At 46.1% G+C, this 18,965-nt stretch carries 12 protein-coding genes and 1 riboswitch; of the genes, 10 read left to right on the top strand and 2 right to left on the bottom strand.

Annotated features, from left to right (window positions below):
- Positions 1-38: 38 nt before the first annotated feature.
- On the bottom strand, positions 39-920 hold the full coding sequence (locus IJ369_RS02925; protein WP_290715787.1) for a DegV family protein: 882 nt from the start codon (positions 918-920) through the stop codon (positions 39-41).
- A gap of 255 nt (positions 921-1,175) precedes the next feature.
- Between IJ369_RS02925 and IJ369_RS02920 the strand changes: the two genes are divergently transcribed.
- Together IJ369_RS02920 and IJ369_RS02915 are read left to right on the top strand one after the other, a co-directional pair.
- The gene (locus IJ369_RS02920; RefSeq protein ID WP_290715785.1) at positions 1,176-3,320 is read left to right on the top strand and encodes a DNA topoisomerase 3; all 2,145 of its coding nucleotides are present in this window, start codon (positions 1,176-1,178) and stop codon (positions 3,318-3,320) included.
- 75 nt (positions 3,321-3,395) lie between these two features.
- Positions 3,396-4,676, top strand: coding sequence for a methionine gamma-lyase family protein (locus IJ369_RS02915; protein ID WP_290715783.1), 1,281 nt, complete (start codon positions 3,396-3,398; stop codon positions 4,674-4,676).
- A 33-nt stretch (positions 4,677-4,709) separates the two neighbouring features.
- On the opposite strand, the gene IJ369_RS02910 is transcribed toward IJ369_RS02915, so the two are convergent.
- Entirely contained in the window at positions 4,710-6,236 is a 1,527-nt protein-coding gene (locus tag IJ369_RS02910; RefSeq protein ID WP_290715780.1) for a putative polysaccharide biosynthesis protein, read from the bottom strand.
- 292 nt (positions 6,237-6,528) lie between these two features.
- Positions 6,529-6,662: riboswitch (glycine riboswitch) on the top strand.
- 175 nt (positions 6,663-6,837) lie between these two features.
- Here IJ369_RS02910 and IJ369_RS02905 point away from each other — a divergent pair.
- From IJ369_RS02905 to IJ369_RS02870, 8 genes are all read left to right on the top strand, one after another.
- Positions 6,838-8,157: an APC family permease gene (locus tag IJ369_RS02905; protein WP_290715777.1), complete on the top strand. Its 1,320-nt coding sequence runs from the start codon at positions 6,838-6,840 to the stop codon at positions 8,155-8,157.
- 400 nt (positions 8,158-8,557) lie between these two features.
- Positions 8,558-12,970 (top strand): LamG-like jellyroll fold domain-containing protein, encoded by a 4,413-nt coding sequence (locus IJ369_RS02900; RefSeq protein ID WP_290715775.1) that lies wholly within the window; start codon positions 8,558-8,560, stop codon positions 12,968-12,970.
- Between the two features lie 197 nt (positions 12,971-13,167).
- Positions 13,168-13,935, top strand: coding sequence for a phosphonoacetaldehyde hydrolase (gene phnX, locus IJ369_RS02895; protein WP_290715773.1), 768 nt, complete (start codon positions 13,168-13,170; stop codon positions 13,933-13,935).
- Between the two features lie 159 nt (positions 13,936-14,094).
- Positions 14,095-15,219 (top strand): phosphonoacetaldehyde reductase, encoded by a 1,125-nt coding sequence (locus IJ369_RS02890; protein ID WP_290715771.1) that lies wholly within the window; start codon positions 14,095-14,097, stop codon positions 15,217-15,219.
- 20 nt (positions 15,220-15,239) lie between these two features.
- Positions 15,240-16,151: a phosphate/phosphite/phosphonate ABC transporter substrate-binding protein gene (locus IJ369_RS02885; protein ID WP_290715768.1), complete on the top strand. Its 912-nt coding sequence runs from the start codon at positions 15,240-15,242 to the stop codon at positions 16,149-16,151.
- 24 nt (positions 16,152-16,175) lie between these two features.
- Positions 16,176-16,985: a phosphonate ABC transporter ATP-binding protein gene (gene phnC, locus IJ369_RS02880; protein WP_290715766.1), complete on the top strand. Its 810-nt coding sequence runs from the start codon at positions 16,176-16,178 to the stop codon at positions 16,983-16,985.
- Entirely contained in the window at positions 16,951-17,751 is an 801-nt protein-coding gene (gene phnE / locus IJ369_RS02875) for a phosphonate ABC transporter, permease protein PhnE (RefSeq protein WP_290715764.1), read from the top strand. Before phnC ends, phnE begins: the two co-directional genes overlap by 35 nt.
- A complete protein-coding gene (locus IJ369_RS02870; protein ID WP_290715761.1) occupies positions 17,748-18,575 on the top strand; it encodes a PhnE/PtxC family ABC transporter permease in 828 nt (275 codons plus the stop codon). Before phnE ends, IJ369_RS02870 begins: the two co-directional genes overlap by 4 nt.
- Positions 18,576-18,965: the final 390 nt, after the last annotated feature.

The following is an 18,965-nucleotide window of genomic DNA, read 5'->3' as shown; positions in this document are numbered from 1 at the left end:
TCATCGAACATCTTTTTTAATTTTCGTTTTCTCCGCCTTTAGACAAATTCATATTTTTTCAGCATACAGATAGCGATAGGAGTAGGGCCGATATGGGAGCCGATGGTGATGCCGACGGTCCATACATCTTCAGCTACATCATAGCCTTCTGCCTTCAGTTCCTTTGCCAGTTCATCAGCAGTTGCCAGACGTTCCAGTTCGCCACGAACCAGAGTTACACGATACTGGTCTTTTTCTTCGCCCATTTTTGCTTTGGACATATCCATAATGGTTTTCAGGGCTTTTTTGGAACCGCGTACCTTGCTTTCGGGCTGCAGCTCGCCGTCTCTCATAGCGATGATGGGTTTGATATTCAGAATGGTGCCTGCCATAGCGGAGGCTTTACCGATTCTGCCGCCTTTCTGCAGATGCTCCAGAGAGTCCACGGTTACATACAGGCAAGCGGAATTTTTCAGGGCTTCCAGTTTCTGCACAGTTGTTTCAATATCCAGACCGGCATCTCTCATGCGGCAGGCTTCCAGCACCATCATGCCTTCACAGGCTGTGGCACATGTGGTATCTACTACTCTGATGATATGGTCAGGGTAGGATTCGGACAGAATATTGCCTGCATTGACAGCGCTCTGGAAAGAACCGCTGAATTTGGAGGACAGGCACAGGCACAGCACATCGTTGCCTTCCTTCAGGGCTGCCTCCATGGCATCCATGTAGCTCTGTACAGAGGGCAGGGATGTTTTAGGAAACAGTTTTTCTGCATTGATCTTGTTGTAAAATTCATCGGGAGTGATGTCTCTCAGTTCTTCCAGATAGTTTTCCTGATCGAAGGAAACATGGAAGGGTACGTATGTGATATGATTTGCTTTCATAAGGGAAACGGGAATATCACAGGATGTATCAGCAATGATCTTATATGTATTCATAAGGGATGACCTCCATTTATCTATTTTATCATATACATAATCTTTCAGTATTTATTTTATCGACTATTTCTTGAGGTGTCAACAAATTCGATGACACTGTAATGTAGTAAGGTATACCACATGATGTAATATCTGGATGGTAAGAATTGTAAAATTTATGTTTCGGGGAAGTTTATACTGGAAGAGATTTGTCAATTTCAAAAGGAAATGTTATAATACAAAATTGTGTAAATCGAAAGAAGGGAGGAAACGTAAATGGGAAAAATACTGGTCATTGCCGAAAAACCATCGGTGGCGAGAGATATCGCTAAGGTGCTGAAGGCCAACCAGAAGGGGGACGGCTGCCTGATTGGGGAAAAATATGTGGTTTCCTGGGCAGTGGGGCATCTGGTGACTCTGGCAGAGCCTGAGGAATATGACGAAAAATATAAAAAATGGAACTTTTCTACATTGCCGATCCTTCCGGAAGAAATGAAACTGAAGGCCATCAAGCAGACCCGCGACCAACTGAAAGTATTACATAAATGGATGCACAGCAGGGAAATTGATAGCCTCATCTGCGCCACCGACAGCGGGCGGGAAGGCGAGCTGATTTTCCGCTATATTTACGAAATCACCAAATGTACGAAACCTTTCGAACGCCTCTGGATCAGCAGTATGACGGAAGAAGCCATCAGGGAAGGCTTTGCCACCCTGAAAGACGGCAGGGAATATGACCTGCTCTATACCTCTGCAAAATGCCGCTCCGAAGCGGACTGGCTGGTGGGCATGAACGCTACAAGAGCCTATACTTTACGGTATGATGCCCTATTGAGCATCGGCCGTGTACAGACACCTACTCTTGCCATTATTGTAGACCGCCAGAAGGAAATCGATGCTTTCGTAGCGGAGGATTACTTCGAAGTGCAGGCGGATTTTGGCGGCTATACGGGCATGTGGATCGATAGAGAAGAACATACCCGTATCGAAAAAGAGGAAACGGCAAAGGCCATCGTGGCAAAGGTTGCGGACAAAGCCGCCCGCATCACAAAAGTAGAAAAAGAAGAAAAGAAAACGCCCCCTCCGCTGCTTTATGACCTGACGGAATTGCAGAGGGATTGCAATAAAAAATTCGGTTTTTCTGCGAAAAAGACGCTGGATATTGCCCAGAGTCTTTATGAAAAACGAAAAATGATCACCTATCCCAGAACGGACAGCCGTTATCTCAGCGACGATATGAAGGGGAAGGTGCGAAATACCATCAAGCGGCTGAATGAGCTGGGCGAATATGCCCCCTACGCACAGCCTCTGATGGAAAATGTCTCTTTTACAAAACGTATCATCGATAATTCCAAAGTGACAGACCACCATGCCATCATCCCTACAGATGCAAAACTTCGTGTGGACAGCTTAACGGAAGAGGAAAGGAAGGTATTCTCTCTGGTGGCGGCTCGTTTCCTTGCGGTGTTCTATCCTTATTATAGATATGAGACCACCAAGGTATATGCTGAAGCGGAAGCAGAACGCTTCCTTTCCAAAGGAACAATGGTTCTGGAAGAGGGCTGGCAGGCGGTAGAAAAAGCCCTGACCCCTGCGGCGGCAGCGAAAAAGAAGAAAAAAGACGAGGAAGAACAAAAATTGCCCGCCCTCAGCGAAGGAGAAGAACGAAAAATCGAAAAGGCGACGGTGCAGAAAAAGAAAACCAAACCGCCTACACCCTATACGGAAAGCAGTCTCCTTTCTGCCATGGAAAATGCAGGAAGATTCGTAGAGGATGAAGCCCTGAAAGAGCAGATGAAGGACAGCGGCTTAGGCACACCTGCCACTCGTGCCGCTATCATTGAACGCCTGTTGACGGTAGGCTATATCGTCCGCAAAGGGAAGACATTGGTGCCGACTGAAAAAGGACGGAAACTTATCGAAGTGGTTCCCAATGAGATGCGTTCCCCTCAGACCACAGGCAAATGGGAAAAAGGTCTTTCTTCCATTGCAAAGGGCAATATGACGGAAGAACGCTTTATGGCGAGTATTCGCAGATATGTCCAGTTTCTGATACAGGATGCGGCTTCCGGCAGAAGGGCAGATGTGGTCTTCCCTGAGGAACAGATCCGCGGGAAAAAGCGGAAAAACAACGCCTTTGGCAAATGCCCTGTCTGCGGCAGAGATATTTTGGAAAATACGAAGTCCTTCTACTGCGCAGGATGGAAGAATGGATGTAAATTTTCCTTTTGGAAGGACAGCCTGAAACCCTACGGTCTGGATTTGGACGGCGGCATGGTGAAACTGCTGCTGAAAAATGGCAAAACTGACCGCATGACGGTGACCCTGCCCCAGACAGGAGAAAAGGGTACGGCAGTTCTCATTCTGAACAAAGACAAGGGCGGCCAGATCGAAATTATGGATTTTACCCGGGAAACTTGAAAGAATAGGAAAGATTTGATATGATTTCAAATTGTGAGTGAAAAATACAGTTTTTGAAATAGATTGGAGTTAAAAATGGAAAATATGTACGGTATGCTGGGCATCTCCCCTGAGGTAGAAGCTTTCGGCAACGAAATTCTGAAAGATTTAAAAGAACGCTTCGAAAAAATCGATGCAGTTGCAGAATATAATCAGGCAAAGGTTCTGAAAGCCATGCAGGCAGAACGCGTAAACGCTACATGTTTTGCGGGTTCTACAGGCTATGGCTACAACGACGACGGTCGTGATAAACTGGAAAACGTATATGCAAGATGCTTCAATACAGAAGCGGCACTGGTACGTCCTCAGATCACATGCGGCACCCACGCGCTGGCCATTGCCTTGAGCGCAAATCTTGTGCCCGGGGATGAACTGCTTTCCCCCGTGGGCAAGCCTTATGATACACTGGAAAAGGTAATTGGTACTGTGCCTTCTCCCTGTTCCCTGAAGGAATATGGCGTAAGCTACAGACAGGTAGACCTGCTGGAAGATGGTACCTTCGATTATGAAAACATCAAAAAAGCCATCAATGAAAAAACAAAGCTGGTGACTATCCAGCGTTCCAAAGGCTATGCCATGAGACCTACTTTTTCTGTGAAACAGATCGGTGAACTGATTGCTTTCATCAAAGGCATCAAGCCTGATGTGGTCTGCATGGTAGATAACTGCTACGGTGAGTTTGTTGATGTCATTGAACCCTCTGACCTTGGTGCGGATATGATCGTTGGTTCCCTCATCAAAAACCCCGGCGGTGGTCTGGCTCCTATCGGCGGCTATATCTGCGGCAAGCAGGAGTGCATCGACAGATGCGCATACCGTTTGAGTGCTCCTGGTCTGGGTCAGGAAGTTGGTGCTTCTCTGGATGTAAACCGTTCTCTGTATCAGGGCTTCTTCCTGGCGCCTACGGTGACAGCAGGCGCGCTGAAGGGTGCTGTTTTTGCAGCAAATATTTACGAAAAACTGGGCTTCCATGTCATCCCCAACAGCACAGAACCCCGTCACGATATCATCCAGGCGGTGGAATTGGGCAGTGCGAAAGCCATGGAAGCATTCTGTCAGGGCATCCAGGCGGCGGCCCCCGTAGATAGCTATGTAACACCGATTCCCTATGCAATGCCCGGTTATAACTGCGATGTTATCATGGCGGCAGGCGCATTTATCCAGGGTTCTTCTATCGAACTGAGTGCTGATGGCCCCATCAGAGAGCCTTATTCCGTATATTTCCAGGGCGGTCTGACATGGTTCCATGCAAAAACAGGTATTCTGATGAGTCTGCAGAAGCTGTATGAAGCAGGTCTGGTAGAGTTGAATAAATGATTTTTTCGGAGGAAAAGCTGGCCTTGCGCCAGCTTATTTTTTTGCACTCAGAAGTGCTTCTAAATTTTTTCTGCGCAGGCAGCCCAAAGCCAGCAGGAACAAAAGATACAGCATCCCCATGCCGCAGAGGGAGCCTAAAAACAGCAGCTTTGACGGCTCAGAGATACGGATGACATATTTCACCAGAAGTCCCGCCGCTGCCCCTGCCAGCAATGGCTTCAGGAAGCAGTTATACAGAGAAGGAAACACCCCCGTTCTCTGATACAGCTTCCAAAGAGAAAGTCCGACAATGACCAGCAGGCTCAGCAACCATCCGCCAAGGAATGCTGCCACGCCATAGGCAGGCATGAAGAACCAGATGACAGCGATGGTGATGAAGGAAGAAAAGATGCTGCTCCAAAAAAGGAAGAACTGTTCTCCCAGGCCGTTCAATAGCCCGTGTAATGTAGTCTGCGCATAAATGAAAGGGCAGAGGAATGCCAGGGGAAATAAAACCTGCCCCAACGCCTGTCGGTTGTATACTACATAGCAGATTTCCCTTGGGAATACTGCAAACAGCGCCGCTGCCCCGAAGCTGATGATAGAAGTGAACAGGAATGTTGCAGAAACAGTGCGGCTGATACGAGTATCCTGTTTTACGGCGCAGGCCTCTGAGATTTCCGGAACAAGGGAAACAGAAGCAGCCATCAGGCAGGCGGAGGGCAGTAATATCAAGGGCATTGCCATCCCTGTCAGTTCGCCGTATGTAGAAAGAGCCTGCATGGTATTTTGCCCATGAAGCTGCAACTGGCGGGGGATCAGGATATTTTCCACCGTGGAAAGCAGGGAAGTGGCGATACGGGTAGCGGAGAGGGGCACTGCCATGGCCAGTATCATGGAAAGCACTGCAGGGGAAGAAAGAGTCGGCTTGCGGATGAGCTTATGCTTTCGTTTGTAGTGAAGATAATTCCACACTGCAAAGCCGCAGGAGAGGAATTCCCCCAGCAAAATGCCGGCAACTGCTGCACAGCAGGCGTAGGAAAGACCCAGAGGTACAAAGATACCTGCCAGAAAATAGATGGTAACAATGCGGGCAGTCTGCTCCAAAACCTGGGAAAGAGCGGGGATCAGGGTTTCCTGCATACCCAGGAAAAAGCCACGGAAGCAGGAACCGGCAGCCATAAAGGGCACAGCCATGGCAAGCAGCTGCAAAGGCAGGGCGGTGCGGCTGTCCTTTAACAGATAGAATGCCACTTTATCAGAGAAGATAAATAGAGCCCCACTGACAATGAAGCTGATGAACAGGGAAAGACACACAGCTTGTTTGACAATACGTCCGATGTTTCCGTTTTGTCCGCGGATATGTTCCTGGGCGGTCAGGCGTGAAATGGTAGTGGTGAAGCCTGCGGATGTGATGCTCCAGGAAAGGGAATAGATGGGCAGGATCAGCTGATAAAGCCCCATTCCTTCGGCTCCGATGGCATTGGACATGAAAACACGATAGAAAAACCCCATGCATTTTGTAATGAGGTTGGCAGCAGTCAGGATAAGGGTTCCGGTGATGATGGTCTTTCGGCTCATGAGAGAACCTCCGGTGTATGTTCCCTTCATATATATGACAAGAGGGAAAGAAATAGACGAGAGCTGCAGCGGATTTGACTGAACAAAAGTAACGTCAAACAGGAAGAATTGGCTGGAAAGAAACGGAAAATATTTTGCATGCAAATGTTCTGAAAAGCTGATAAACTCCGATTCTAGTGCAATTTGTCGGCATAATGAACTTTTATAATTTGACGATAAAAAAATTTACCGAAATATATTGACAAGATTTTCTCACCGATATATAATTTACTCACAAAGTGCATAAAACCAGACGAAGTAAAAGGGAGATTTCTCACGCAATCATAAAAATCACATCATATTTAACGATGAGAAAACCGATGGAGCAATTTGGGAAAAGAGCCGTTTTCCGAAGAAACTTTCAGGTACAAATACCTTTTACAGATGGAACTCTGGAAAGTGCTTGGTTTTGCCAAAGCCACCGTAGAAGTAATGCTTTCAGGTAGAGAGACAGAGGATATACAGGCAAACTGGTATATAATTGGTGTTTGCTGTATATCTTTTTTAATACCGGGCAATTGGTGTTTTTTGGCAGATCTTTCAAAAAAAGGAGGAAGGAAAAATGAGTAACAACACAGAAATGAAGAAGGAACTGGGTATGTTTACTGCTATGACAACAGTAGTAGGCTGCGTTATCGGTTCTGGTGTATTCTTCAAACCTACAGCAATGTACACAGCAACAGCTGGTGCACCCGGTCTGGCAATCCTGGCTTGGATCATCACATCCCTGATGTGCCTTTGCGCAGCTATGACATTTGCTGAAATCGCAATTCTGATGCCTGAAACAGGCGGTATGCCCGTATACCTGAAAAGAGTATTCGGCGAAAAAGTTGGTTACCTGTGCGGCTGGATGCAGACTGTAGTATTCTACCCCGGTCTGGTAGCTGCTCTGGGCGTAGCTGTTGCTAACCAGGCTAAACTGTTCCTGGGCGACGGTATGGTAGTTCCCGTAGCTATCGCTTGTATCATTATCATGGTTATTCTGAACTGCATGGGCGCTAAAGTTGGCGGCGTAGCTCAGAACGTTTTCACAGTAGCTAAACTGGTTCCCCTGGTACTGATTATGATCTTTGGTTTCATCAGAGGTAATGGTAACCCCATCTTTGATCCCATGCTGGGTGAAGGCCTGTCCATGGGTTCCGTACTGGGTCAGCTGATGATCGCTGTACTGTTCGCATTCGAAGGTTGGACAAACGTAGGTGCGATCGCTGGTGAAATGAAAGACCCCGGCAAAGACCTGCCTAAAGCTATCGTTGGTGGTGTAGCTCTGATCATGGCTGTTTACATCATCGTTAACCTGGCTTACCTGTGGGTACTGCCTGCTGACGTAATGATGAATCTGGAATCTCCTGCATCTGCAGTAGCTATGGAAATCTTCGGCGATATGGGTGGTAAATTCGTATCCGTTGGTATTATGATCTCCGCTGGTGGTGCTTGCAACGGCTTTATCCTGTCCGGTTCTCGTACAGCTCTGTATATGGCAACTCAGGGCGACCTGCCTGGCAGCAAAGCTCTGTCCAAAATCTCCGGCACAGGCGTTCCTATCAACTGTATCTTCCTGATTGGTATTCTGGGCGCTATCTACGCTCTGACAGGCCAGTTCGACCTGCTGACAAACCTGGGTACATTCGTTGGTTGGGTATTCTACACACTGACATTTGCAGCTGTTATGGTTTACAGAAAACAGGCTCCCGATGTAGAACGTACATATAAAGTACCTGCATACCCTGTAATCCCTCTGATCGCTATCATCTCCGGTGGCTACGTGCTGATCAACCAGCTGTTCATGGCTGGCATGGGCTCCACAAAGATCGCTGTTGGCGGTATCATCCTGGTACTGGTTGGCCTGCCTGTACGTGCTATCTTCGCTAAGAAGAAATAATCGAAGCATTTGAATTTATAAATTCATTGAAAAACGTTTGCTTCATATATAATTTCCCGAAAAGGCGTGCTTTTTGAGCACGCCTTTTCTTTTAAGGAAGGATGCCTTGAGCGCACAGCAGTATTTTATCGATCATCCCGTTGCTTTCAAAAAAACGGATACCCTCAAAAGAATGTATTTAAAAAGGTATTGATGATTTTGAGAAAGTAAAAAATACCATTCTGGTTTGTTAAATCGAATATTTTTGGATGTAAAAAAGGATGCTTTTACAAAAAGCGTCCTTTTTTTACATGGACGAAACGCTTTTTACGAAGAGGCGATTTCGAATTTTACACAGGAAGGATATATTGATGCTGTAGAAATCCTGAAAAGAGAGGTATTGATGAAAGGGAGGAATATCATGAAATATAAAGCAGCATCGAAAAAAGGCTTATGTACATTTCTTGCATTATCCATGACCACATCTGCAGTGCCCGTTCTGGCATTGGCAGAGGAATCAGAGATGACAGATGGGGCAGAGATTGAAGAAGCAATCGATACAGATGAAACAGAAGAAGAGAAGACTGTAGAGGGCGAAACACCCGCAGAGGATGAAGCATCTGTAGAGGACGAAACACCTGTAGAAGACGGAGTAGCTGAAGAAGATGATGAAGCGATCATCGAAGAAAAGAAGAAAGAGGAAGCTCCTCTGATGACACTGGCCTTGGAAGAAGATGAAGAGACCGATGTGATTGAAAATCCCGAAGCACCGGAAGCAGAGGAGCGGGAAGGTCTGTATTTCGATGGTTCTAAAGACGACGGCAACTATGCCCTGACAGAAGAACCCATTTCCATTCCCGATACCGTAGAAATTTGGGTGAAGCTGGATGAAGGGGAAAACCGTCGCCAGATCATTATGAACAACTATCTGAAAGAGACAACAAAGAGCTGGGGGCTGGAAGTCAATGATGATAATACTCTGAGATACTGGGAAAATGTCAACGGCGGCACAAGCAACGGCAGCAAAGACCGCATCAGCTATAAATTCACAGATGTAAATATTTGCACTGGTGAATGGACGCTGATTTCTGTTGTCCGCAATAAAGCGAACAGCACCCTGGATGTATATATTAATGGGGAATACAAAACATCTGGCAGTATGCTGACAGATGAATGGAGTTTTACAGATACAGAATTGTCTACCTCTACATATTTTGGCACTGACTTAAGAAAACAGTACTGGCTGGCAGGGGAGATCGGCGAAGTGCGTATGTTTGGTGACGCCCGTACTGCTGATGAAATCAAAGCATATTATGATGGCACAGAATCTAATGCAGATGATCTGGAACACTGCTGGGATTTTGGCGATACAAAGGGTACAGCTTATGAAAATACGACCGTAAAAGATACAGCTGGCAGTAATGACATTATCACAGAAGGTTTTGAAGTGAATACAGAAAATTACACAGGTCTGGTGTTCGATTATGAAGACGGCGACTATGTACAGGCACAGGGTGCAGTGACAACGCCTGCAACTGTGGAAGTTCGCATCAAGCTGGATAGCGCAGATACAGGAAAACGACAGACCATTATGAACAATTATGGCAATGGCGGCAAAACATGGGGTTTGGAAGTGACTGCAGCCAATAACCTACGTTTGTGGGAAGATACCGGCGTAAAAAATGATATCAAATTTACGGAACTGGGTGATATCTGTGATGACCAGTGGAAACTGATCTCTCTGGTTCGTGATAGTGAGAATAAAAAAGTAATTGTATATATCGATGGTGTAAAGGCAGCGGAACAGGAAGTAGAGGGTTTTGCGGATGCCACGTTGGAAAACTGGTTGTGCTTCGGCAGTGACTATCATACAAATCCTACATACTATCTGAATGGTGAGATCAACGAAGTGCGTATGTGGAGCGACGTGCGCACTGCCGAGGAAATCGCAGAATATGCGACAAAAACAGTAAAGGGCAACGAAGCAGGCCTGGCTCATGCGTGGAGTTTTGCTTCCGTCAACGGTGAGGAAGGCAGCAAAGAGGTTTATTCCGATACTGTATTCCCTGATAAGGTGAAAAGTGGCGGCTATGACGTGAAAGCTGTTGGCTATCCTTATGATCCGAATGTGGAATTTACAGTCAAATTTAACACTGCGGGCGCCTCTGTGAAAGAGGGGGATATATCCGAATTAGCGGACAGAACACAGAAAACATATACAAAAGTAGAAGAACCTAAAGTTACGCTGGAAAGAGGAAACAGCGAATTCACAGGATGGTATAAAGATGCTGCCTGTACAACAAAATGGGATTTTGAAAATGACACCATCTCTGCCGATACCACCATCTATGCAGGCTTCAAATACAACTATGTATCTGCAGAACTGGGAGATCTGAACGGCGCAACATTCAGTATTACCGACCAGCTGTGTGCAGAAAAGACTCTGGATGCTGCACCGTTGACCTTCGAAGCTACTGTTAAACTGGATAAGGATCTGGAAGGCCGCGGTGGCGTGATCTGTGGCAACTATGTAGATCTGGGTTATTACAATTACAGTCTGGTTTATGTAAGCTTTGAAGTTGCAGAAAACGGTCAGCCCAGATTGTATTGGAAGCTGAGTAACAAGTCCAATGAGGGTACCGTACAGAGCGTTGTGATCCCTGGTGTAGATCTGCGTCAGGATGAATGGGTACATGTAGCAATGACCTTTGATACAGATTACGATGAAATCAGCTGCTACATCAATGGCGAACTGGTTTATGTGGCAGAAGACTGTACACTCACGCCCAAGGTTCCTACACAGGCGCTGAAAATCGGCGGCGACTATCGTGGCACAGGTGGCTACAGCAGTAAAGATACAAATACAAAGGGCTATAACGAGCAGTATTTCAAAGGCGAAATTGCCAATGTGAGCATCTGGTCTGATACCAGAACAGCGGCAGATATCAAAGCAGATTTCGATGCCCTGAAAGCAGATGGTTCTGTACCTTTCACAGGGGATACCCTGATGGCAAGCTGGAAATTTGATTCCGCGTCAAAAGAATATAAAGATATGGATCTGACAGATGATGAGAATGAGGTTTACAAGTTCGTAGACTGGCTGAAACCTGAATTTGCAGAAGGCGATTATACAATGATCGCTCTGCCGGATACCCAGTTCCTCTCTCAGACATATCCTGATATTTATAAAGCATTGACCCATTGGATTGCAGAAAATAAAGATAAATATAATATCGCGGCTGTTATGCACATGGGGGATATGGTAAATACAACGACCGATAAACAGTTTGCAAACTGTCAGGCTGCAACAGACATTCTGGATGAATCCGGTATCCCCTGGATGCCTATGCAGGGCAACCATGACGTTGGTACAAATAACCAGGAATGGGACAGCAACTATACCTATGATGAATATTCTAAGAAAAGTTGGTTTGTAGATTCCAGTGATGATAAGACACTGAGACAGACCTGCTGGAAAGTAACAGCAGGAGGTAGAGACTATCTGATCCTGTCTCTGGGCTGGAATCCTACAGAAAGCGCGCTGAGTTGGGCAGAGGATATCGTGAAAAATAACCCTGACAAGAATGTTATCGTGACTGCCCACGCCTATATGTATGCAGACGGCACATTGTTAGATGACAAAGATATGGACTATCCCGGTAATATGGACGGTGGCGACATCTGGGATAAACTGGGCAAATATCCTAACGTTGTCCTGGGTATGGGCGGCCATATCGGCTATCCTGATCTGGCACATCGTACAGATCTGAACGGTGCAGGCAAGGAAGTAACTTCTATCCTATGTGATGCGCAGGGCATTGATAATAGCTATGGCCTGGGTATGATGATGATGCTCACTTTCCATAAAGACAGCAACGAAGTAAATGTAAACTGGTATTCTGTGGATAACGATCAGCTGTTCCGTGACCGCAATCAGTTTACCTTTACAGTACCTCATGTTGGCGAAACGGAAGAGGATGACGCTGATGATAGCGGCAATGCAGGCGACAGTGACAACACGGGTGATAGCGGCAATGCAGGCGACGATGACAACACGGGTGATAGCGGCAATGCAGGCGACGATGACAACACGGGTGATAGTGGCAATGCAGGTGACGGCAGCAATACAAGCAGCGGCTCCTCTTCTTCTAAATCTTCTTCCAGTAAGAAGTATGAAATTAATACAGATGATACAAAAAACGGCGAAGTGAAAGTAAGTGCAACAAGGGCGAAAAAAGGCTCTACGGTTACAGTTACTGTAACACCTGAGGAAAACTATGAACTGAAAAAGCTAGTTGTTACAGATGCAGAAGGCAACGAGCTGACTTTAAAAGATCTGGGCAATGACAAATACTCCTTTGTAATGCCCAAAGGCAAAGTGGATATCGATTCTGTATTTGAAAAGATCGAGGAAACAGAAGCCGATGAAACAGATATTTCTAAGGCAGAAGAAAAAGATACGATCATTCTGACCATCGACCAGATAGCGGCAAAAGTTTTTGGCGAAACAGTCATCAATGATGTGGCTCCTGTCATCAGAAACGAAAGAACCATGCTGCCTGCAAGATTTGTTGCAGAAGCCCTGGGCGCAAAGGTCACATGGAATGATACAACGAAAAAAGTGACGATCGCAACAACAGATAAGACTCTGGAGATTTATGTCGGTTCTTCCTTTGCATTCGTGGATAATGAAGCAGTGATGCTGGATGCTCCTGCATTCATCGAAAACGGCAGAACATACCTGCCCGTCAGATTCATTGCGGAGGGACTGGGCGCAGCGGTTCAGTGGGATGCGGATACACAGGAAGTAACGATCATTCCCGGAACAAAATAAAAAACAACAGAGCAATGCTCTGATGAAAAACAAAGGCATTATCTTATTTTCAAAAGATAGTGCCTTTGTTAATTGCCAAAGATCCTTTTACGAACATTTTACGGGACTGCTTTTTTAAATTTTACATTGTCAGTGTATGATAAATCTGTTTCTTTTTTAAAGAAAACCGAATTTTGCTTTATCTAAGGAGGAAAAATATGAAATACGATAGCATTATTTTTGACTGGGCAGGCACAACGGTGGACTATGGCTGCTTTGCTCCCGTAAAGGCATTTATCGAAGCATTCGAAGCTTTCGGTATCACTCCTACGCTGGAAGAAGTGCGTGAACCTATGGGCATGCTGAAGATTGACCATGTGCGCACGATGCTTTCCATGGAACGTATCAGCAAGCTGTGGGAAGAAAAGCACGGCAAGGCGTGGACAGAAAAGGATGTAAAAAAAGTATACGAACTGAGCGAAAAGAAGATCCTGGAGATCGTCGATCAGTTCGCAGAGCCGAAGCCCTATGTAAAGGAAACCATCGCGGAGCTGAGAAAAATGGGCCTGAAGATCGGCTCTACTACAGGCTACACAGATGAAATGATGGATATCGTTGTACCTGCGGCAAAAGAAGCCGGCTATGAGCCCGATTGCTGGTTCAGCCCCGATTCCGTTGGTAAATGCGGCAGACCTTATCCCTATATGATTTTCAAAAACATGCAGGAACTGAAGCTGCAGGATGTTTCCAGAGTCATGAAGGTAGGCGATACCGTTTCCGATATCAAGGAAGGCAAAAATGCTGGCATGGTGTCTGTAGGTATCGTAGAAGGCAGCTCTGTGATGGGCCTGACAGAAGAGGAATACAATGCGCTGCCCGAAGCGGTGCAGGATGCACTGTATCACAAAGTGGCAGGCATTTATTATGCTGCCGGTGCTGATCATGTGGTGAAGGATATCCGCGGTATCCTGCACCTGATCAAATAAATATGATGTGATTGTAAAGGATGCTTTCAAAAAAAGCATCCTTTTTTAACATTGTGATTTTACACTTAACATTCAGATGCTAGCAGACTTTACGTAGGGGGAATAAAATCATTTTTGTAAATGAGAGAGAAAAAAGAAACCCAAAGGAGGGGAAAAACGTTGGATCGTTATTACAATCCCGTTCAGGTCATTTGCGGCAGCGGAGCCATCAAAGAGATCCCTGCGCTGATCGAAAACATCATTTCTGAAAAAAGGAGAGTGCTCCTGCTCACATGGAGCGAAAGCACTACATATCTGGAAGGATTTAAGGAATTGAAGGATGCCTTCACCGTACGTACCATTCGCTTCAATGAATCCAATCCTACAGTTGAGCAACTGTTTGAACTGTATAGCAGGACGGTTGATTTTCAGCCCGAAGTTGTGGTAGCCGTTGGCGGCGGCAGCGTCATGGATGTGGGCAAATCCCTTTGCTGTTTCTATGGCAAAGAGGTGGATTCTCCCGATGAGATGAGAAAGATCATTTCTGAAAAAGCCTATGGACAGCCGAAAACAAAATGGATCGGCGTACCTACCACATCCGGTACAGGCAGCGAAGTTACCTGCTGGGCAACCATCTGGGACCCCAGTCAGAATATGAAACGCTCCGTAGAATCCCGTGAAAATTTCGCTTATGCAGCAGTAGTAGACCCTGATCTGACAAAGAGCATGCCTCTGAAGCTGGCGGTTTCTTCCGCCCTGGACGCAGTGGCACATGCAGTGGAAAGCTACTGGGCAAAAGCTACAAATACAGTTTCCCGCGGTTTGGCGCTGGAAGCCATTCGCACCATCATGGGCAGCATCGATAAGCTGCTGGCGGATCAGGGAAGCCTGGAAGCCCGCGAACAGATGGCAAAGGGCAGTATGATGGCAGGCATGGCCTTCAGTAATACCCGCACCACCGGCTGCCATTCCATTTCTTATCCCCTGACCATGCACCACGGCATCCCCCATGGTGCAGCAGTCAGCTTGTTGCTAGGGCCCGTGCTGGAGCTGAATGCTCCTGCTGTGAAAGATCTGGATGCATTGCTGACAGCCCTGGGCGTGGAACAGATTGGAGAGGTTCGTCCCCGTATCAATGGTATTCTTGCAGTGGCAGGACATCCCATCCGCCTGCAGAAATGGGGCGTGACAGAAGAAGATCTGCCTCAGCTGGTGGCGCAGAGCATCACAAAGGGCAGAGCAGACAATAACCCGGAAGAACTGACTGAAGCAGTCGTTCACAATATATTGAAAACAATTTTCTAAAGTAAAAAGGAGAGAAAATCATGAAGAAATTATTTGCAATGGCTCTGGCAGCAACAATGGCGATGGCAGCATTCACAGGCTGTGGCGGCGGTGAAGCTGCAGAAGCAGAAAAAGACACATTCACAATTGCATATGCACCTAATGAATCCACAACAGAAAGCGCAGATGCTCGTCAGGGTCTGGCAGATGATCTGGGCGCAGTTCTGGGCATGGAAGTAGAAGAGATCCAGGCAAGCGACTATAACGCAATCATCGAAGCACTGCGTACAGGTCAGGCAGATATGGCTTATATGGGCTCCATGGCAGTAGCACTGGCATCTGAACGTGCGGATGTAGAACCCATCGTAATGAAAGCACCCAACGGCAATAAAGATGAAGCCATTTACCATTCTGTACTGATCACAAGAGCAGATAATGATGAAATCAACTCCATCGAAGATATCAAGGGAAAAACAATGGCATTCGTAGACCCCGACTCTACATCCGGTAACCTGGTTCCTACATCCGATATCATGGAAGCATTCCCCGATGAAGATCTGGACAGCGACAAACTGCATACAAACGGCGAATTCTTCGAAGCAGTAAGTTACTCCGGCAAACATCAGGCAGGCCTGCAGGCTGTTATCAAAGGCGACGTTGATGTTGTTCCCATTTCCGACCAGATTCTGGCTTCCGAAATCGCTAACGGCAATGCAAAAGAATCTGATATCAAAATCATCCACTCTTCCGCAGCGATCCCCGCAGAAGCTATCGTGATCGGCAAAACCGTAGATGCTGACCTGAGAGAAACACTGATCGACTTCCTGACAAGCTATGACAACGAACAGTATTTCACAGATGTTATCAAAGTTGAAGGCGCTCGTTTCGTAGAATGCAGCATCGCTGATTACGAACCCATCATCACACTGAATAAAAATATCAACGCGGAATAAGCAGTAAAAATATTGGAGGCTTTTATGGAACCAATTTTAAGTTTTAAAAACGTAGTAAAGCACTATCCCAATGGTGTTCATGCTCTGAAAGGCATCACTCTGGATGTGATGCCCGGGGAATTTATCTCCGTTATTGGTCCATCCGGCTCTGGTAAATCGACTCTCCTTCGTGCCATCAATAAACTGATCCCTATCAGTGAAGGCTCTGTGATCATTGATGGCACGGATATTTCCAATCAAAGCGGGCGCACACTTCGTGCGACCCGCTGTAAAATTGGTATGATTTTCCAGAACTATAATCTGGTGTACCGTTTATCTGTACTGCAGAATGTGCTGCATGGTACACTGGGGCATATGCGGGGGCTGAAAGGTATCCTTGGGATGTATACAGAAGAAGATAAAAGCAAAGCCATCTCCCTGTTGGAAGAACTGGGGGTAGGCAATTTTTGCTATAATCGTGCCAGTGATCTTTCCGGCGGGCAGAAGCAGCGTGTCGGCATCGCCCGTGCCATCATGCAGAACCCTAAGCTGCTGCTGTGCGATGAACCTATCGCATCTTTGGACCCTTCCAGTGCAAAGGTCATCATGGATATCCTGAGAAATATGACAAGCAGAAGAAATATCGCCTGCATCGTGAACCTGCATCAGCTGGATGTAGCGATCAAATATTCTACCCGTATCATCGGTCTGCATAAAGGAGAGGTCGTATTCGACGGCAAGCCCGAAGAGCTGACAAATGGTGTGATCGAAAAGATTTACGGCACATCCAAGGAAAATCTGATGATTGGAGGAGCAGAGGATGAAAAAACGTATCCCGCAGATCGCGCAAGCTGAGAAAAAGGTCTATGAAGGCTTTTTTGCCGTGATCGTTGTGCTGTTTGTCATCTGTACGGTCTATACAGAATTCAATCCCATGGAGCTGGTTCATAATTCTGAAAATTTCTGGGCATTTATCAATGAAGATTTCTTCCCTCCTGAGCTGCCAAAAGCAGAGAAGATCGCCAATATCGTTGAAAGCGTATTTGTAACGGTGGCTATGGCCCTTTCTGCAACAACGGCGGCTGCGATCCTGGCGTTTTTTGTTTCCCTTTTTGCCAGCGAAAGTGTGTCTCCGTTCCCTAAGGCAGCAAAATTCGTTCGTGGTTTTGCCACATTTTTAAGAAACATTCCTGCCTTGGTGTGGGCGTTTATCCTGTTCTCTTCCCTGGGCATCGGCACAGGTGTTGGTTTTGTGGCGCTCTGCATCACAAGTTTTGCATTCATGGTACGTGCTTTTGCAGAGACCATGGAGGATATTTCCCAGGATTGTCTGGAAAGTTTGCAGGCAGTTGGTACGACATTTTCCCAGAGAGTCGTGCATGGCGTTTTGCCTTCCTGCCTGAGCGGTTTCCTTTCCTGGTTCCTTTACTGCATCGAGGTAAATATCAGAGCTTCCACTATCGTTGGCATGGTTGGCGGCGGCGGTGTTGGTATGGTGCTGTTTTCCTATATCAAAGGGTTTAAGTATCATATCGCCTTCAGCATCATCCTGATGATTGCAGTAATGGTTATCGTGGTAGATTTGATCACAGGTCACCTGAGAAGGAGGTTGTATCAATGAGTGAGATCACTTTTGTGAAAAAAGATCTGCGGCGTACCCGTTCCGGCAAATTGCGGGTGGATTGCGCAGAGAAGGACCATACGATCCCTGTTTTCCTGATCTCTATTGCCGTGCTGGCAGTGATCAGTGAACGATTTTTGCATATCAACTGGGTGAGACTGGCTTCCCGTGTGCCGGATGTTGGTATCATTTTCTGGAAACTAATCCATTTTGATCTGAAAAATATGGATCTTCTCAGCTCTGCTCTGATGGAGACCCTTTCCATCACTGTGCTTTCTACCTTGTATAGTCTGGTATTGGGGCTGTTTTTTGGTATGCTGGCAGCAGAAAATGTATTCCGTCATAAAAAATTCTCCCGCTTCGTGCAGAGCTTTTTCACTTTCCTGAGAGCAGTGCCCACGGTCATATGGGTGCTTTTAATGATGGTTTGTCTGGGGATGGGCCCTTCCGCTGGTATCGCCGGTCTGTGTGTCCATACAACAGCATTCTTTACAAAATCCTTTGCCCAGAGCTTTGAAAGCATCCCCGGGGAAACGCTGGAGGCGCTGGAAGCGACTGGTGTAGGAAGATTGGGCGTTTTCCTGAACGCAGTATTGCCTTCTTCCCTGTCTCAGATCGTGGCATGGGCAGGTATGCGTTTTGAAATCAATTTTGCAGAATGTGCTATCCTTGGTATGGTAGGTGCAGGGGGCATCGGCTACCTGATTTCTACAAGCATCCAGGGGTATGAATACGGCACGGCAGGTATTGCGATCTTCCTGGTATTTTTGCTGGCGTATTGCATCGAGCGTATTTTTGTACAGATCAAAAAGAAGATAAACTGATCATAGTAGAAAACCTCCTTTGATAGGAGAGCCTGTATATGGTGTTCTTTTCAATATCATATTCGGGCTTTTTTTGCGTGTAAGGATTTATAATGGAAGGGGAAACGCCATTAGAAAAAATGCGAAAATATATGTCAGTATAAAAGAATTTTATTACAAAATTGCTTATAACTCTTTGGTTCCAATTTATGCCAAAATGGATAATATTTTCTACTCTGGTGATATTTTCTTAACAGAGTTAACGAGATGCATAATACCTGAGAATACGCTATTTTATCATGTTTTACAGAAATTTTTCTGAATAATCAATGATTGATTGAGCAATTTTTCGGAATATTAAGAAAATGTTAGGAAATAAATCGTGAGATAGCACTAACAGACTTGACAATT

This window comes from Anaerotignum sp. (assembly GCF_017483025.1).
Taxonomy (GTDB): domain Bacteria; phylum Bacillota; class Clostridia; order Lachnospirales; family Anaerotignaceae; genus Anaerotignum_A.
This window is presented reverse-complemented; position numbering and strand designations above follow the sequence as displayed.

What these genes read in the sequence shown, in the direction of transcription:
- IJ369_RS02925 (WP_290715787.1), bottom strand. Translation starts at nt 920, where the DNA reads ATGAATACATATAAGATCATTGCTGATACATCCTGTGATATTCCCGTT.
- IJ369_RS02910 (WP_290715780.1), bottom strand. Translation starts at nt 6,236, where the DNA reads ATGAGCCGAAAGACCATCATCACCGGAACCCTTATCCTGACTGCTGCC.
- IJ369_RS02870 (WP_290715761.1), top strand. Translation starts at nt 17,748, where the DNA reads ATGAGTGAGATCACTTTTGTGAAAAAAGATCTGCGGCGTACCCGTTCC.
- IJ369_RS02900 (WP_290715775.1), top strand. Translation starts at nt 8,558, where the DNA reads ATGAAATATAAAGCAGCATCGAAAAAAGGCTTATGTACATTTCTTGCA.
- IJ369_RS02915 (WP_290715783.1), top strand. Translation starts at nt 3,396, where the DNA reads ATGGAAAATATGTACGGTATGCTGGGCATCTCCCCTGAGGTAGAAGCT.
- IJ369_RS02905 (WP_290715777.1), top strand. Translation starts at nt 6,838, where the DNA reads ATGAGTAACAACACAGAAATGAAGAAGGAACTGGGTATGTTTACTGCT.
- phnE (WP_290715764.1), top strand. Translation starts at nt 16,951, where the DNA reads ATGAAAAAACGTATCCCGCAGATCGCGCAAGCTGAGAAAAAGGTCTAT.
- IJ369_RS02885 (WP_290715768.1), top strand. Translation starts at nt 15,240, where the DNA reads ATGAAGAAATTATTTGCAATGGCTCTGGCAGCAACAATGGCGATGGCA.
- IJ369_RS02920 (WP_290715785.1), top strand. Translation starts at nt 1,176, where the DNA reads ATGGGAAAAATACTGGTCATTGCCGAAAAACCATCGGTGGCGAGAGAT.
- phnC (WP_290715766.1), top strand. Translation starts at nt 16,176, where the DNA reads ATGGAACCAATTTTAAGTTTTAAAAACGTAGTAAAGCACTATCCCAAT.
- phnX (WP_290715773.1), top strand. Translation starts at nt 13,168, where the DNA reads ATGAAATACGATAGCATTATTTTTGACTGGGCAGGCACAACGGTGGAC.